Origin of the sequence: Fructilactobacillus fructivorans (assembly GCF_001434095.1) — a bacterium.
Lineage (GTDB): Bacteria > Bacillota > Bacilli > Lactobacillales > Lactobacillaceae > Fructilactobacillus > Fructilactobacillus fructivorans.
In genome coordinates this window covers 60009-73913 of the sequence record NZ_AZDS01000003.1, presented here as the reverse complement: position 1 = coordinate 73913, position 13905 = coordinate 60009, and the positions used below count along the sequence as shown (strand labels likewise).

General features: G+C 40.1%; 14 protein-coding genes. All 14 read right to left on the bottom strand.

The genetic code is table 11. The features are described from left to right. Positions 1-52: 52 nt before the first annotated feature. Positions 53-322 (bottom strand): CsbD family protein, encoded by a 270-nt coding sequence (locus FC73_RS03825; protein WP_010021852.1) that lies wholly within the window; start codon positions 320-322, stop codon positions 53-55. A gap of 146 nt (positions 323-468) precedes the next feature. After that, the gene (locus FC73_RS07105; RefSeq protein WP_225416840.1) at positions 469-666 is read right to left on the bottom strand and encodes a DUF308 domain-containing protein; all 198 of its coding nucleotides are present in this window, start codon (positions 664-666) and stop codon (positions 469-471) included. Further along, positions 659-1009: a DUF308 domain-containing protein gene (locus FC73_RS03815; RefSeq protein ID WP_010021850.1), complete on the bottom strand. Its 351-nt coding sequence runs from the start codon at positions 1007-1009 to the stop codon at positions 659-661. Before FC73_RS03815 ends, FC73_RS07105 begins: the two co-directional genes overlap by 8 nt. Positions 1010-1053: 44 nt before the next feature. Then, positions 1054-3918, bottom strand: a complete 2865-nt coding sequence (gene uvrA / locus FC73_RS03810; protein ID WP_010021846.1) for an excinuclease ABC subunit UvrA — start codon at positions 3916-3918, stop codon at positions 1054-1056. Positions 3919-3927: 9 nt separating this feature from the next. Continuing rightward, the gene (gene uvrB, locus FC73_RS03805; RefSeq protein ID WP_010021844.1) at positions 3928-5943 is read right to left on the bottom strand and encodes an excinuclease ABC subunit UvrB; all 2016 of its coding nucleotides are present in this window, start codon (positions 5941-5943) and stop codon (positions 3928-3930) included. Positions 5944-6099: 156 nt separating this feature from the next. Next, positions 6100-7032, bottom strand: a complete 933-nt coding sequence (gene trxB / locus FC73_RS03800; protein WP_010021843.1) for a thioredoxin-disulfide reductase — start codon at positions 7030-7032, stop codon at positions 6100-6102. Positions 7033-7048: 16 nt separating this feature from the next. Next, on the bottom strand, positions 7049-7252 hold the full coding sequence (locus tag FC73_RS07150; protein WP_010021841.1) for a thioredoxin domain-containing protein: 204 nt from the start codon (positions 7250-7252) through the stop codon (positions 7049-7051). Between the two features lie 33 nt (positions 7253-7285). Then, positions 7286-7558 carry a redoxin domain-containing protein gene (locus tag FC73_RS07145; RefSeq protein ID WP_010021840.1) on the bottom strand — a complete coding sequence of 91 codons (273 nt, stop codon included), beginning with the start codon at positions 7556-7558 and terminating at the stop codon, positions 7286-7288. 117 nt (positions 7559-7675) lie between these two features. Next, positions 7676-8575, bottom strand: coding sequence for a UTP--glucose-1-phosphate uridylyltransferase GalU (gene galU, locus FC73_RS03790; RefSeq protein WP_010021838.1), 900 nt, complete (start codon positions 8573-8575; stop codon positions 7676-7678). Between the two features lie 23 nt (positions 8576-8598). Next, positions 8599-9615, bottom strand: a complete 1017-nt coding sequence (locus FC73_RS03785) for an NAD(P)H-dependent glycerol-3-phosphate dehydrogenase (protein ID WP_010021837.1) — start codon at positions 9613-9615, stop codon at positions 8599-8601. 23 nt (positions 9616-9638) lie between these two features. Then, positions 9639-10460: a prolipoprotein diacylglyceryl transferase gene (gene lgt / locus FC73_RS03780; RefSeq protein WP_029327119.1), complete on the bottom strand. Its 822-nt coding sequence runs from the start codon at positions 10458-10460 to the stop codon at positions 9639-9641. Positions 10461-10462: 2 nt separating this feature from the next. After that, the gene (gene hprK / locus FC73_RS03775) at positions 10463-11479 is read right to left on the bottom strand and encodes an HPr(Ser) kinase/phosphatase (protein ID WP_010021834.1); all 1017 of its coding nucleotides are present in this window, start codon (positions 11477-11479) and stop codon (positions 10463-10465) included. 114 nt (positions 11480-11593) lie between these two features. Next, positions 11594-12751 (bottom strand): PDZ domain-containing protein, encoded by a 1158-nt coding sequence (locus FC73_RS03770; RefSeq protein WP_010021832.1) that lies wholly within the window; start codon positions 12749-12751, stop codon positions 11594-11596. 18 nt (positions 12752-12769) lie between these two features. Then, positions 12770-13886 (bottom strand): peptide chain release factor 2 gene (prfB, locus tag FC73_RS03765; protein ID WP_115791451.1). Its coding sequence is split into 2 segments (ribosomal slippage): positions 12770-13813 and positions 13815-13886, totalling 1116 coding nucleotides; the frame shifts between segments, so codons are not numbered across the junction. Positions 13887-13905: the final 19 nt, after the last annotated feature.

Genomic DNA, 13905 nt, shown 5'->3' with positions numbered 1-13905 from the left:
AACAAAAAGGCAGCTTGCTGAAATTCAGCAAGTTGCCTTTTTAGTTAATTCTTTATTCGTTATCGAGGTCACTGTCGATGTCATCTTTAACATCTTGGGCTTTGTTCTTTAAGTTACCTTTACCGCTTTGTAAATCACCTTTGATCTTATCAATGGTGTCACCCGATAAAGCGCCTTTAATTTGTTGTGCTTTGCCTTCAGCTACATCGCTCAAGTTATCGACACGATCAGCAATATCGTCTAAATCGTAACGATCTTCAAGTACTAAGTAACCTAAAACAATGTTTGCACCTAAACTAAAACCTAAAAGTAAATTCTTCATAATGACCCTCCTAATATTGTTTGATTAATCAATATAATAATATCATGGTTGGAAAATAATAACTAGCAAAGACTTCCCCCACTAGATCACTTCTTAATAGTTTTTATCAAAAAAGACATTTGATATATTCAAATGTCTTTTTTATTTTATAATCTGTGAACAAATGCCAACATGATCATATTGATTCCAGCAACCAATAGTATGATCCCAATAATGACGGCCAAAACTTTGGCAACTAGGTTAGGATCTAACAACAAGAAAAATCCTAAGAATAGTGTAATGAGATCGAAAATTAGTGAGGTCCAGAAGATACCACCATTAAACTTTCTAACGTGATCAACCACCAATTAGTTGACAGATTGAATAGACTAAAATCCAAACCGCAAATAAAATTCCAATGGTAAAGATCCCAGCATGAATCTTAAACAAGAAGAGAAGTGCTAGTAAAATCTCAATGGCACCACCAATCAGCATCGTAAAACTCCGATAACCAATTTCTTGACTTAGCTTCCGGTAAACCCAAATGGACTTCACTCCTGCAACTAGCGCAACAATCGCAAAGATAACGGCGAGTGCTGCAGCACTACCAGTAGGATGAAAGAACATTAATACGGCAGCCAACAATAATACGACTCCAAACAGGCATTCAAACCAATCAAATCCCCATTCTTTACCTTCGTTCATCATAAATATGACCTCCAATAGTTTATTACAACTATATCTTACCACATCTACTTTGGTTGTTTTTCAGCTGCGATAGTTCGCTTCGTATCACGTTCTAAAACGGGCTTTAAATATTCGCCCGTATAACTATTTTTTAGTTTGACAATCTGTTCAGGAGTGCCAGTACCGACAACGTATCCACCGGCAGCTCCACCTTCGGGACCTAGATCAATCACATGATCAGCTTCTTTAATCACATTCAAATTGTGTTCAATGATTAAAACGGTATTTCCCTTATCAACTAACTGAGATAGCACCCCAATCAAACGTTTAATATCATCCGTATGAAGACCAGTGGTAGGTTCATCAAGAATATAGAAATTGTTTCCAGTGGAACGCTTGTACAGTTCTGAAGCTAACTTCATTCGTTGAGCTTCACCACCTGACAAGGTATTAGCTGGTTGCCCTAACTTGACGTATCCTAGCCCAACATCTGCAATGGTTTGCAACTTCCGGGTGATCTTCGGAATCGCCTTAAAGAATTCGAGCGATTCGTTAACAGTCATATCAAGGACTTCAGCAATATTTTTACCCTTATACTGGATCTCAAGGGTCTCAGAATTATATCGTTTCCCATGACAAACTTCACAAGGAACGTAGACATCAGGCAAAAAGTTCATCTCAATCTTCAAAATTCCGTCACCATGACAGGTCTCACAACGACCACCTTTGATGTTAAAACTAAAGCGGCCCTTTTTATAACCACGTAGTTTTGCTTCATTGGTTTCGGCAAATAACCCTCGAATATCATCAAAGACCCCCGTGTATGTAGCGGGATTACTTCGTGGTGTCCGACCAATTGGACTCTGATCAATGCTGACTAGTTTTTCGATGTTCTTCCATCCCGTGATTGACTTATACTTACCGGGCTTTTCGGAATTATGATTTAGTTTCTGTGCTAAGGCACGCTTTAAAATATCGTTCACCAAAGTCGATTTCCCAGATCCAGAGACTCCGGTAACTACATCGAATTTTCCTAATGGAAATTTAACGGTAATATCCTTTAAATTGTTTTCTTGAGCACCCTTCAGGGTTACGTTCTTTCCGTTCCCCTTCCGTCGTTTCAACGGAACCGGAATGAATTTTTTACCTGACAAATACTGTCCCGTCAATGACTTCGGATTTTGGGCTACTTCTTCAGGAGTTCCAGTGGCAACAATCTTACCACCGTTTTCACCGGCACCTGGTCCCACGTCGATTAAATAATCAGCGGACCGCATGGTGTCCGAATCGTGTTCCACAATCACAAGGGTATTTCCTAAATCACGCATCTTCTTCAGTGACTTAATTAAGCGATCGTTATCCCGTTGATGAAGACCAATTGATGGTTCATCTAGGACATACAAAATTCCTGATAGGTTAGAACCAATCTGGGTGGCAAGCCGAATTCTTTGTGCCTCTCCACCAGAAAGAGTTCGGGCTGATCTTGACAGAGTTAGATAATTTAATCCAACGTTTTCTAGAAATTCGAGTCGATCACAAATCTCTTTAATAATGGGATGGGCAACAACAGTATCCTGTTCCCCAAAAGTAAGTTTACTAAAGAATTGACGTTCATCAGCAATGTTCATATCAGACACTTCACCGATGTGTTTGCCGTTAATTTTGACTGCCAGGGCCTTTTCGTTTAAACGATAACCATGACACGTTTGACAGGTCAATTCTGTCATGTATTTTTCCATTTGTTCCCGCGTGAAATTACTATTAGTTTCATGATAACGACGTTCAACGTTGTTAATCACACCCTCAAAGGGAGCGTCAACATCACGGACACCACCAAAATCACTCTTGTAATGAAAATGGAAGGTTTTTCCGTTGGAACCATTCATCAATAGATCACGTTGCTTTTTCGACAATTTCCGATATGGGGTATCCATATCAATGCCAAAAGCCGCACATGCCTGTTCCAACATAGCGGGATAATACTTAGAACTAATGGGATTCCAAGGCTCAATTGCACCCTCATTAAGGGTTTTATCGGGATCTGGAACAACCAGATCATTATCAACTTCAAGTTTAACTCCAAGACCATCACATTCTGGACATGCACCATATGGAGCATTGAACGAGAATAGTCGTGGCTCTAATTTTCCTACGGTAAAGCCACAGATGGGACAAGAATAATGTTCTGAAAAGACCATTGGATCTCGTTTACCTAGAAAATCAGCAATTGCATAACCATCACTTAACCGAAGGGCCGTTTCGAGTGAATCAGATAATCGGGAATTAATTCCGTTTCTGACAACGATCCGATCGACCACTACATCAATGTTGTGCCGTTTGTTTTTATCTAAATTAAAGTCCTCGGTTGCATCATGAATTTCCCCGTCAACCCGAACTCGCACAAAGCCTTCGCGTTTAATTCTTTCAAAAACCTTTTTGTGCTGTCCTTTTTTATCTCTGACGACCGGTGACATGATCTGGAGCTTGGTTCGTTCGGGTAGAGCCATGATTTCGTCAATCATCTGATCAACCGACTGACTGGTAATGACCGTTCCATCGTTTGGACAGATCGGAGTTCCAACTCTCGCCCACAGTAAACGCAGGTAATCGTTAATCTCAGTAACGGTTCCGACAGTTGAACGTGGATTCTTAGAGGTAGTTTTCTGGTCAATCGAAATGGCCGGACTGAGCCCCTCAATTGAATCAACGTCAGGCTTATCCATTTGGCCTAAAAATTGGCGAGCGTACGAAGAAAGACTTTGGACGTAACGGCGCTGACCCTCAGCATACAAAGTGTCAAACGCTAAGGAACTCTTCCCTGATCCTGAAAGTCCGGTCATGACAACCATCTTATTCTTAGGTACATCAACATTGACGTCCTTTAGATTATGTTCACGAGCTCCCTTGATGCGAATCACATCATTTGCCATCTAATCACCTCACTTTTTCTTTTTTTCACCTTTCAATTGCATAACAGTATCTCTTAAATTAGCGGCTTGTTCGAAATCAAGCTTCTTTGCAGCAGCTCTCATCTCATCCTCCAAGTTACCAATCATTTCTTTTTGATCCTTGGCACTCATTTGATCAAAGTCAGATTCAACGAAACTCCCATTGGTATTATCATCATTATTCTTTTCACCCTGCTTGTAAGCAGAAATTGCTTTAGGAATTGGTTTAATGATGGTCTTTGGTGTAATGTTGTGTTCCTTATTGTACTTCATTTGAATGGAACGACGACGAGCAGTTTCGTCCATTGCGTACTTCATTGAATCGGTGACGTTATCCGCGTACATAATAACATGTCCGTGCGAATTTCGTGCAGCTCGTCCGATGGTTTGAACCAGCGAACGCTTATCACGCAAGAAGCCCTCCTTATCAGCATCTAAGATGGCAATCAAAGAAGTTTCGGGAACATCAATTCCCTCTCGCAACAGATTAATTCCAACCAAGACATCAAATTTACCCAAACGCAGATCACGGAGAATTTGTGTTCTTTCTAGGGTCTTAATATCACTGTGCAGATATTTAACTTTGATTCCTAAATCCTTAAGATAGTCAGTCAAATCTTCAGCCATTTTTTTAGTCAAAGTTGTCACAAAAGTTCGCTCATGATTTTTAACTCGTTTATTGATCTCACCGACTAAATCATCCATCTGGTCCTTAGTAGGACGAACTTCAACGGTCGGATCTAGTAACCCCGTAGGACGAATGATTTGTTGGACCACATGATCGGTCTTTTCCTCTTCATACGGTCCAGGAGTAGCGGACATGTAAACGACCTGATTGACTCGCTTTTCAAATTCAGGTAACTTGAGAGGACGATTATCAAGTGCGCTTGGTAATCTGAATCCATAATCAATTAACTGTTGTTTACGGGCTTTATCACCGTTAAACATCCCACCAATTTGAGGAATCGTTCGATGTGATTCATCAATAAACATCAGGTAATCTTTGGGAAAGAAATCCAGCAGCGTATACGGAGCCTCTCCAGGCTTTCTCCGATCCATGTAACGAGAATAATTTTCAATTCCCGTTGTATAACCCATTTCTCGCATCATTTCGATGTCATAAGTAGTTCGCTGTTTCAATCGTTGAGCTTCTAGTAACTTGCCCTTCTTCTCAAAATCAGCAACCTGTTTTACCATTTCATCCTTAATCTCAGGGAGTGCCACGTCCATCGTTTCTTTATTGGTCAAGAAATGAGTTGCAGGAAAAATCGTAATTTGTTTACGTTCACCAATGACTTCTCCCGTTAACGTATCCACTTCGGTAATCCGATCAATTTCATCACCAAAAAATTCAATGCGATAAGCATGTTCATTTCGAGAAGCCGGAAAGACTTCCACAACATCACCATGAACACGAAAACGACCACGCTGAAAATCAATGTCGTTTCGATCAAATTGAATGTTAACCAACTGACGCAAAAAGACATCGCGCTCTAGTTGTTGTCCAACGTGCAACGACACGGTGTGATCCTGATACTCTTTCGGGCTTCCTAATCCGAAGATTGAAGAAACCGAGGCAACGACAATCACATCATTTCGTTCTAGTAACGCACTGGTAGCGGCATGACGCAATTGATCAATCTCATCATTAATGGAAGCATCCTTTTCAATGTAAGTATCACTTGAAGGAACGTAAGCCTCGGGTTGATAAAAGTCATAGTAACTAACAAAGTATTCCACCGCATTATTAGGGAATAACTGTTTTAACTCACTGTAAAGTTGTCCGGCTAAAGTCTTATTATGAGATAAAACCAGCGTAGGCTTATTAATGTTTTTAATGACATTTGCCATCGTGTAGGTTTTACCGGTTCCAGTTGCACCCAAAAGGACTTGATCCCGATCACCATTTTTAATCCCCTGAGTCAGTTCTTTAATTGCTTCAGGCTGATCACCAGTAGGAGTAAATTTTGAGACCAGATCAAAATTATTATTCGTTTTTTTAATCATTATTGGCACCTCTTCTTAAACTCGGAAAAAAAGGAGAAAGTTTTAACTTTCTCCCATTACTTATAATAATTCTAGCATACGAACATACTTTCGCAAAGTAATTAGACCAGTTCGTTCACCATACAAAAAGTGCGGAATCAATTCCGCACTTTTTAATTACTTTTTAGTTTTGAGTCCTTCAACATAATTGAAAACGCCCTGACCGGCAGTACCACCGTCACCAACGGCAATGGTAATCTGACGAAGATGCTTCTTTCGAACATCACCAATTGCGAAGATTCCAGGAATTTTAGTCTTCATCTCATCATCAGTGTCAATCCAACCACTTTCATCGGTAATGCCTAAGTTCTTAAAGGCATCCGTCATTGGAAGGATTCCAACATAAATAAAGACACCTGAGGCTTTAATTGAAGAAGTTTCACCGGTCTTGTTGTTCTTCACTTCAACACCAGTTACCTTCTGATTATCACCCTTGATCTCGGTCACATTGGTGTTCCAAACAAAGTCAATGTTATCTTTGTCAAAAGCACGCTTTTGAAGAATCTTTTGAGCCCGAAGTTGATCTCGACGGTGAATAACCGTGACGTGCTTTACAATATTGGACAAATAAGTTGCTTCCTCAATGGCGGAATCACCACCACCGACAACGACAACGTCTTCACCCTTAAAGAACGCACCATCACAAACGGCACAGTACGAAACACCCTTTCCACTGTATTCTTGTTCACCAGGCACACCAAGTTTTTTGTACTCAGAGCCTGATCCAATAATTACAGAAGGAGCTTCATAGTCGCCATCTTCGGTTCTAACGATTCGTTTATCACCATCAATATCAATGCCAGTAACGGTTCCATAACCATATTCAGCACCAAATTGAGTACTACCATCGTACATTTTCTTGGATAAATCGGGCCCTAAAACTGATTTAAATCCAGGATAATTTTCAATTTCGGCGGTATTGTTCATTTGACCACCATAAATTCCGCGATCAAGCATTAATACTGATAGTTCGGCACGTGATGCATACAGTGCTGCCGTCATTCCGGCTGGACCAGCACCGATTACGATTACATCATATTGTTTTGCCATTTTATCACCTCAATCATTATTTATTGTTTGTTACTTTCTTTAATTCGTCAAGAACTGGTTCATAGTTTGGTTGGTGGGTGATTTCAGGAACAGCTTGGCAATACAAAATCTTGCCTTCGGGATTTACCAAGTAAACTACCCGAGCCAAGTGGCCAAATGCCGGGATATATAAGTGCATTGCTTTTCCGAATGAACCATTGAAATCTGACAGAATTTCCATGTTGTTAACACCATGAGCTGCACACCAATTCTTTTAAAATTCAATGGGATTATTGGAAATTGTAATGAATTTCACTCCCTCAAACTTTGATGCCTCTTGGTTAAAACGTGCGGTTTCTAAACTACATACCTTTGTCTTCAGGTTAGGAACAACACTAATCAAAGTTGTCTGACCCTTTAAATCATTGGTTGTAACATCCTTACCATCAGCATTCTTTACCGTAAACTGTGGTAGATAGTCTCCTACTTTGGGTTGATCATTGCCCATTAACCATGATACTGGTAGTCCACCTAATTTAATTTTCATAACCAAAAACCTCCTTAACTAATATCAATTGTACAAAATTATATTATCATAAATTGAATTAAATGTTTAATCTTTATACTCACAAATAAAAAATGCCGACTAGTGCCGGCATTTCAATTAATTCTTTTGTTGTTCATCTTCCTTAGTCAATTTTTGACCAAGTTTTTTAATGTATTCACGTAATTCCTGTTCAATTTCAGGATGCTTCAACCCGAAGGTAATGTTAGTTTCAAGCCAACTCAATTTGTTACCTGTATCGTAACGATCACCCTTAAACTCGTGAGCAAACACCCTCTGGGTTTGATTTAAAGTGTTAATGGCATCTGTCAATTGAATTTCGTTGCCCTTACCAGGTTTAGTGTGTTCCAAAACATCAAAAATCTGGGGCGTCAAAAGATAACGTCCAATAATGGCTAAATCACTTGGAGCGTCCTTTGGATCTGGCTTTTCAACGAAATTACGTACGTTGTATAGTCCATCAGAAACTTCACTAACGGGGTCGATTACTCCGTATTTAGAGGTTTCTTTGTGGGGAACCTTCATTACTGCAAGGGTGGAAGCCCCGGTTTTTTCGTAACTATTCATTAACTGCTTAGTGAGAGGAGTAGTATCCTCCATTAAATCATCACCAAGCATTACAACGAAGGGATCGTTGCCAATGAAACTCTTTGCTGTCAGAACAGCATCACCTAATCCGCGTGGATATGATTGTCTGATAAAGTAGATGTTCATATCATTCGTTTTTTGAATTGACTTGAGCATCTTTTCCTTACCCTTTTTTTCAAGGTTCTCTTCAAGCATTACGTTTGAATCGAAATGATCTTCAATTGCATGCTTACCTTTGCCAATCACAATCACAATATCTTTAATGCCAGAAGCCTTGGCTTCCTCAACAATATATTGAATGGTTGGAATATCAACGATTGGTAGCATTTCCTTTGGAAGTGCCTTGGTTTCAGGTAAAAATCTTGTTCCTAAGCCAGCGGCTGGAATAACAGCTTTAGTTACTTTTTTCATCTCCTTATATACCCCTTTTAGAATTAAACCTGTTCTGAACGACCTTCTCGAGCCATGAGGGTCGAAATAGCGTCCGAAACGGTTTCTTCATCATTGATTACTGCATGAATTGCGGATGTAATGGGCATCTCAACCCCACGTTGTTTAGATAATTCATATGCAGCTTGGTTAGTGGCAATCCCTTCGATTACCATGCCCATGTCTTTTACAACGTCATCTAACTTCTTACCTTGACCAAGCTGATAACCAGCTCGCCAATTACGTGAATCAGAACTGGTAGCGGTGACAATGACATCACCTAAACCAGAAAGTCCACTAAAAGTTAATGGGTCCGCACCAAATGATACACCTAAACGTGATATTTCCGCAATACCACGGGTCATCAAAGCGGCTTTAGCGTTGTCGCCGTAGCCTAAACCAACCAAGGCTCCAGCTCCAAGTGCAATAATATTTTTCAAAGCCCCACCAATTTCAACACCAATAATGTCGTTGTTGGTGTAAACCCTGAAGTAATCATTCATAAATAATTTTTGAAAATGTTCAGCTGAGGACATGTCATCACTAGCAGCAGTTACCAATGTGATATCTCTTCTGGCTACGTCTTCAGCCTGACTTGGTCCAGAAATTACTGAAATCGATTTGCGATTCTTTTCATCAATTTCTTCTTGAAGGACCTGCGACATTCGATCGTAGGATCCCTTTTCAATGCCCTTACTACCATGAATGATGTAGGGCTTAATGTTCATTTGATTCAAAACTTCGTTAGCTTGTCTTGCCACTGATCGAGTCGCTTGCGACGGAACGATGAACAAGATATCATCAACTCCATCAAGTGCCTCACTCATATCCGCATAGGCCTTCATCTTGGTTGGAAAGGTAAAATCCTTGATGTAATGAGAATTGGTATGCTTGGTGTTTAGTTCGTCCACCTGTTCCTTACTTTTTGACCAAACTCGAACTTCGTGACCATTTTCAACTAAAATATCAGCCAGCATGCTGCCCCACGATCCGGCACCAAGTACTGCAATTTTTTCTGTCATTATTTTCTATTCTCTCCTACAAATTAACTATTATAGTACCAAACTAATTGATCATTTTTTCTTCGGTAAATCAAGACAATTAAGGCTACCACGAATAATACAATCGACAGTAATTGTGAAACTCGAACTCCACCAAATAACATCAAACTATCGGTTCGCATTCCCTCGGTAAAGAAACGCCCAAACGAGTACCACATTACGTAACTTAAAAAGATTTCACCACGCTTAAAGAACTGCGGTGCATGTCTCATGATCATCAAAAATGCAAACCCAGATAAGTCCCACAACGATTCATACAGAAAAGTGGGTTGGCGATAAGCACCACTGATAAACATCTGGTTAATGATCAAGCTTGGTAAATGTAAATGTTGCAAAAAATGAAGTGAAGTAACCGCACCAAATGCCTCTTGGTTCATGAAATTACCCCAACGACCAATTCCCTGGGCCATGATAACGGTTGGTGCGGCAATGTCCAGAATTTGCCACACCGATAAATGGTGTTTAAAACAGAACCACCAAATAAACAGTCCAGCTCCAATCAGAGCTCCATAAATGGCAATTCCACCATCCCAAATTTGAACAATCTCATCTAAATGATGTTGATAGTATCCCCATTGAAAAATAACGTAGTAGATCCGCGCTGAAATAATGGCAATTGGGATGGCCCATAAAATCATGTCGTACAAGATGTCTTCATTTAAGTGCTGTCGTTTAGCTTCTTTCATTGACAGGTAAACGGCAATCAGAACGGCCGCAGCAATGAAGATTCCGTACCAGTGAACCGCAATCGGTCCAAGATGAATTGCCACTGGATTTAATGCTAATATGCTAAACACAACTTTCACTCCTATTCAGGATCCTTATTAGCATCTTTACTAATATCTTGTTTATTTTGTTCTTCTTCCTGCTTTTGATATTTTTGTTCTTTGTCATTCTTAGTGGCATTTTCTTTGATTAATTCATTTAAGTTCTCATCAAAGACCTTGGTTGCATCATAACCCATGGAACGAGCCCGAAAGTTCATCGCAGCAGTTTCAATGATGATTGCCAAGTTTCGACCAGGCTTAACCGGGATCGTTAATTTCTTCAAATCAACGTCAAAAATCCGGGTAGTTTCCCGATCAGTCCCAAGGCGATCATACTTCGTATCCTTGTTCCATTGATCAAGATGAACGATTAAATCCACCTTGGACTGGGAGCGAACCGCTCCAGCCCCAAACAGGTTCATCACATCAATAATTCCGATTCCACGAATCTCTAGCAAGTGATTAAGAATCTTGGGTGCCTGACCAATCAAGGTCTGTTCATCTTGCTGGTAAACCTCAACTCGATCATCAGCAATCAAACGGTGACCCCGTTTAACCAGTTCAAGGGCCGTTTCACTCTTACCAATCCCGGAGTCACCAGTAATTAAAACTCCCAGTCCATATACTTCGACTAAGACTCCATGAATCGATTTTCGTTCCGCCAACTTAGCTTCTAGATAAGTTGTCATGTTACTCAAAATTCTCGAAGTGGTGAGCTTCGATCCAAGGATCGGAATGTGCGCCTTCTTTGCGGCTGCAACTAACTGCTCAGGTGGTTCTAGTTGAGTAGAAATGACGAATGCAGGCGTTTCAGGTTGACACATTTTAGTCATTACTTCTTTTAATTCTTCATCACTCATTCCCTTAGCAAATGAGGTTTCAGTGATTCCAAAAATTTGAATTCGTTTGGCTGGATAATAATTAAAATACCCGGTTAATTCAAGCCCTGGACGTGAAATGTCACTAGTGGTAATGGGGCGATCTAAATACTCACGACCCCAAAAAACGCTAAGATGAGTGTTCTTTACTAAATCAGCTACCGTTACACTCTGAGCCATTGGACTTACCTCCAAATAAAATTAATTTACTTAATTCTAACACAATCAAGTCTGCTTTAGGCGGTTCTTAATTTCGCCCAAAATAAAAGAAGCACCCGTAATGAGTGCTTCCACTTAGTTATTTTGAAACATTTCAATTCCGATTTCATGAGGCGAACCATCGTAAATGGCTGTCTCTTTAATTTCTAACTGATTGTGACGATTCTTAACCTTCATATGTACAAAGGTTGGATCATCCTGCAAGGCTTGGTACAACTGACTCTCTGAGTTAACATTCATGTTGTTAACCTCAATAATCAGATCACCCGTTTTAAGCCCCATTTTGTCAGCAGGAGTATTAGGTTTAATGCCAATGATTCGAATTCCATCAACCGCTTGACTAATTTGACTACCAGTCTTTCGATCCACACGATGGAAATGGTAAATAATTAAAGCGTAGACAATGGCTAACAAGATAATGGCGAAAATGGCATAATAACTATTTCTAAAGAAGTAGGCGATTGCCGTTAATACAATGGCAAGAAGTGCCAGTTTGCCAATAGCGTTTGAAATTCTTGGCATTAATTCATTTGGTAAATGATTGATGAATTTAAAGCGGAATCCAATCAAAAATGGAACCACCAAAAACGTTACATGTGCACCAAAAATGTTGAAAACTGGCCACATGGGAATAACGGTCTCAATGAGTTTACCGGGAATTAACAATACTAACGGGAAAACCGCCAACTCATTAAATCCATACGATGCTACTCGATTCCCTCGTCGGTTCTTTGCTACCTGCGGTGAATTAATGGTCTTACCGTTCATCTTCAAGAAGATAAACATTAAAATCAACATAATTGTAATGAGGGCCAGAAAGTTAGACGAACGAGACGCGTTGACGTTAATGGCACCGGCAATATCTCCTCCTTTAATCATTGGGATGGAATAATCATTGAAAAAGACTCCCATCAAAACCGCCCCAAACAAAAGGAAGGTTGGAACCAATATCCATGGAATCAGTAAACTAATGGCAACGATTAACTCATAAAGCAAAATCCAATTTAGAGATGTTTCGACTCCCACTAGAGCGGTCAAAAGCGATCCCACGATTCCCAGGACAATTAACGATTTCAGAAAAACCCATCCCTCATGAAACTTGGGATTAATGGCACTCTCAAACAATCTCCGCTCCCGGTTAACTCTTCGATTATAAACGAAGAAAACTCGAATAAGCGCAAACCAAAACACTGGCATAAATACAAAAAACAAAATATTAGTCGCAACTGACATAATGAACTTCCTTTTTCGTTATTTTGGGTTCTTTTGTTTTAAATTCCACTGCAAGTAGGCGTTGATAAACGGATTTAAATCTCCGTCCATCACCGCTTGACCATTTCCGGTTTCGTAGTTGGTCCGATGATCTTTAACCATCGTGTAGGGATGAAAAACATAAGACCGGATTTGTGAACCCCAACCAATATCAAGCTGCTTACCCTCAATCTTGGCCTTCTCTGCTTCTTTTTTCTCTTGTTCACGTTCGTACAACTTTGATTTTAACATATTCATCGCGGTAACTCTATTCTGTAATTGTGACCGTTGAGCTTGACTTGATGTCACAATTCCCGTTGGCAGATGGGTAATCCGTACGGCTGACGAGGTTTTGTTAATATGCTGTCCACCAGCACCACTGGATCGAAAAACATCTACTCGCAAGTCTTCAGGATTAATATCTACGCTTACGGTCTCATCAAGTTCTGGCATCACATCAACGGATGCAAACGAGGTATGTCGTCTTCCAGCCGAATCAAATGGGGAAATTCGTACTAAACGGTGAACACCCTTCTCAGATTTCAGATACCCGTAAGCATTGAGACCAGTGACCAAAAAGGTCACACTGTTAATTCCGGCAACATCACCAGGTTGATAATCTTCAACGGAAACCGAAAATCCATTTTGCTCAGCCCATCGCTCATACATCCGAAATAACATTGATCCCCAATCCTGCGATTCGGTCCCACCTGCTCCCGGATGAATCTCAACGATGGCATTATTTTCATCATACTTCCCATTCAAAAGGAGGCTTAGTCGATAACTATCAAGTTCCTTCTGGGTCTCACTTAGTTCATCATTAAACTCTTTTTCCAAGTCAGCGTCATCAGATTCTTCCAGAAGTTCTAGGTTTACCTTTAAATCATCAACCTTCTTAACAAGGGAATTAAAATTATCATACTTTAATTTTAATCGATTATTTTCATCAATCAATTTTTGGGCTTTCCTTTGGTCATCCCAAAAACCCGGTTCTGTCATCTTGGCCTCGTTAACGGAAATATCCTCATTTAACTGATCAAGGTCAAAGCGACCCCCTAAAGCCATTGATGGCTTGTTCAATCTTTTCTACTTGTCCGCGTGCTTCGCTTAATTCCATAATGTACTCCTAAAGATTA